Source organism: Methylobacterium sp. WL116, from assembly GCF_008039455.1.
Classification (GTDB): domain Bacteria; phylum Pseudomonadota; class Alphaproteobacteria; order Rhizobiales; family Beijerinckiaceae; genus Methylobacterium.
The window spans coordinates 1-3,064 of record NZ_VRUV01000525.1 but is presented as its reverse complement, the minus strand read 5'-3'; the positions used below and the strand labels follow the sequence as shown (position 1 = coordinate 3,064).

The window sequence follows — 3,064 nt, the reverse complement described above, 5'->3', positions numbered from 1 at the left end:
GGCTGGGCCGGCACGCCGGCCGGCATGTCCGCCGAGGCGACGGGCCCGGCGAGCTCGGGATAGGTCTCGACCACGTGGGCGCCGTTGAGCGGCTTGTTGGCGCCGTTGTGGCAGGTGGCGCAGTTCATCTTCGGCACGTCGCCGAGCGGGCCGTGGCGGTTCGGCGGCAGCGTCTCGGAGAGCGGCAGCATGTAGTCCTCGTTCAGGTCGCGGACCATGCGGATGCCGTGCCAGGCGGCGACGCGGTTGGGCGTGCTCGTGCTCCAATCCGCCACCGAGCGGGTGTTGTGGCAGAAGGTGCAGTTCACGCCGAGCGACTGCGCCATGCTGATCATGATCGCGAAGGTCTTCTCCGCGTCCTGGATCGGCTTGCCCTTGGTCTCCGGCAGGGCCGAGGTGGCGTTGACGCGGATCGCGTCCTCGGGCGTGTTCTTGTGCGCGTAGAACGCCGCGTAGACGCCGTAGGGCAGCGAGGTCAGGCCGACCTGCGGGCTGGCGACGTTCTGCCCGTTGTTGCGCGGGATGACGCCGTGCCCCGCGTTCGGGCCGGGATTCTCGAACCAGATGTTCTTCGGCACCGGCTGGCCGCGGTGGCAGGTGTAGCAGGTGACGCCGGCCTCGTGGACGTGGTTCTCCTTCCAGGTCGAGTTGATGTGCTGGACCATCTGCAGCATCCGCCTGGCGACGCGCTTCTGGTACAGGCTGTCGTCGGCCATGTTCTCGGTGTTGTGGCAATAGGTGCAGCCCTGCTCCGGGGCGACCCACTCGGTCATCGAGGCCATCAGGCGGTTGAAGTTGTCGGCCGAGAGATCGCCGAGGACCTTGACGTTCTGGTAGACCGCCGAGGCCTTGTCGCCCCCGGGCTCGGCCGGGTCGGCCGGCGCGGGCGCCTGGTTGGCCTCGATCTTGGCGGCCTTGTTCGCCCGGGTCTCGATGACGTCCATCGCAGTGCCGCGGAACCCGGTCTGCTGCTGCGCCATCGGCGGGCGGGTCCAGCCGGCGGTGCCGAGCATGGCGATCGTGAGGAACAGCGCGGCGACCGCGCCGGCGACGGCGAGCAGGGTTCTCATGGGTGCACCGAGGGGGCGACGCTGGAGGGATCGACGATCGGGCCGTAGACCTGGGGATAGGACGGCGCGACCCCGTGCTTGACCGCCCAGAGGTACCAGTTGTCGACGACGGTGCCGGTCAGCAGGATGCCGATGCCGCCGGTCAGCGTCGTCAGCACCGCGAACCACCAGGCCCAGCGGTGGACCGATTCCATCGTGGCGTTGAAGCCCATGGTCCAGCGCCAGAACAGGGCGGCGCGCTCGGTGGCGGTGCCGCGGTCGACGATCTGGTCGATCTCGCGCTCGGCGCCGTAGCGCGAGCAGGCCAGGATGGTGCCCCCGTGCATCGCGAACAGCAGCGTCGACCCGTACAGGAAGACGATCGAGAGCATGTGGAACGGGTTGTAGAACAGGTTGCCGTAGCGCAGCGAGAACGCGGCGGTCCAATCGAGGTGCGGGAAGATGCCGAACGGCACCGCCTCGCTCCACGAGCCCATCATGATCGGGCGGATGAAGCCGAGCACGAGGTAGAGCCAGATCGCCGAGGCGAAGGCCCACGGCACGTGCTTGCCCAGGCCGAGCGCCGCGGCGCGGCGGTAGAGCCGGAGCCACCACAGCAGGATCGAGGCGGTGAGGAAGAAGCCGGCGATCAGCCACCAGCCTCCCTCGTTGAGCGGCGGCAGGATCCGGAGTCCGTATTGCGGGCGCGGCGGCTCGAGGGCGAGCCAGGGCAGCTGCCGCACGAACTGGATCGGGTCCCAGTTCACCGACGCCCACATGTTGAGGCCGATGATCTCGAAGGCGATCAGCCCGCAGGCGAAGGACAGCGCCCCGAGGTAGCCGATGTAGATCGGCCCGACCTGCGCGTTGCCGATCAGCCCCATCAGGTAGCTGTGGAACGGCTTGCCCCAGCGCGAATCGACGGCGACCGGGACGCCGTGCTCCGCCTCGATCGGCCGGATCTGCACCTGGGTGAGGATGTTCTGGTAGTACGCCATTGCCTGGGCCCTTTCCGGGAGCGTTCTTCAAGCGACGTGGTGGCCGTATCCGTCCCGCCCCCGGCCGCGCGACGATCGCGGCCGGGCGACTTCGCGGCTCAGCGCCAGACCGGCAGGTTCAGCCACCAGCCCCACCATTCCGGCCAGCCCTGCGTCCAGAACGGGCCGCTGATCACGATGCAGACCGCGCTCCAGAATCCCGCCGACAGGGCCAGGAACAGGCCGAGGCGGTGGATGCCGAGCGTGCCGATCGAGTAGCCGATCGTGTCGCGGAAGAAGGTGTCCTCGTGCTCGGGGCTTTTCACGGTCTCGCCCTTGGCCGGGTTCGTCGCCGAGAGGATCAGGCCGCCGTGCATCGCCAGAGCGAGCGTCGTGGTGAAGAAGAAGGTCACGGCGAGCATGTGCGCCGGATTGTAGTGGAAGTGCAGGTACTGGTAGCCGGTGTTCGACACCCAATCGAGGTGGCTGAGGATGCCGTACGGGAAGCCGTAGCCCCAGGCGCCCATCAGGAACGGGCGGACCACGACCAGGACGACGTAGGCGAAGATCGCGACCGCGAAGGCGAAGGGCACGTGGTAGCCGATGCCGAGCTTGCGGCAGATCTCGACCTCGCGCAGCGCCCAGGACGAGAACGCGCCGATGGCGCAGAACGTGATGATCTGCCAGAGGCCGCCCTCCTTCAGGGGGGCGAGCGCCAGCCCGTACTTGATGTCGGGCGGCGCGATGTTGATCTGCCAGATGTTCCAGGTCGGCCCGAGCGCCGCGCCGTAGATGATCAGCGCCGTGCCGAGCGCGCTGAAGAACAGCGTCGTGACCCCGAAGAAGCCGACGTAGAACGGCCCAACCCAGAAATCGAACAGGTCGCCGCCGACGAGGGTGCCGCCGCGGACGCGATACTTCTTCTCGAAACTCAGCATCGCCATGGCGAATAGCCTCCGGATGGGTCTGCGGCCGTCGGGCGCTCGGGCGGGCGGTCGTGCGAGCGGCCTTGCGGCTCGCTCCGGGTCGGCCTGCGGA

The 3,064-nt window shown here is 68.5% G+C and carries 3 protein-coding genes; all 3 read right to left on the bottom strand.

The window, feature by feature from the left end; all coding sequences use genetic code 11:
- Positions 1-1,070, bottom strand: a 1,070-nt coding sequence (pufC, locus tag FV223_RS23945) for a photosynthetic reaction center cytochrome PufC (protein WP_147729317.1), incomplete at its 3' end; no start/stop codon positions are given.
- Positions 1,067-2,047: a photosynthetic reaction center subunit M gene (gene pufM, locus FV223_RS23940; RefSeq protein ID WP_147729316.1), complete on the bottom strand. Its 981-nt coding sequence runs from the start codon at positions 2,045-2,047 to the stop codon at positions 1,067-1,069. The genes pufM and pufC, both read right to left, overlap by 4 nt.
- Positions 2,048-2,145: 98 nt before the next feature.
- Complete coding sequence (gene pufL, locus FV223_RS23935) at positions 2,146-2,970, bottom strand: photosynthetic reaction center subunit L (protein WP_147729315.1); 825 nt, start codon at positions 2,968-2,970, stop codon at positions 2,146-2,148.
- Positions 2,971-3,064: the final 94 nt, after the last annotated feature.

Excerpts from the sequence above, each read along its gene's own strand:
- pufL (WP_147729315.1), bottom strand. The coding sequence starts at position 2,970 with ATGGCGATGCTGAGTTTCGAGAAGAAGTATCGCGTCCGCGGCGGCACC.
- pufM (WP_147729316.1), bottom strand. The coding sequence starts at position 2,047 with ATGGCGTACTACCAGAACATCCTCACCCAGGTGCAGATCCGGCCGATC.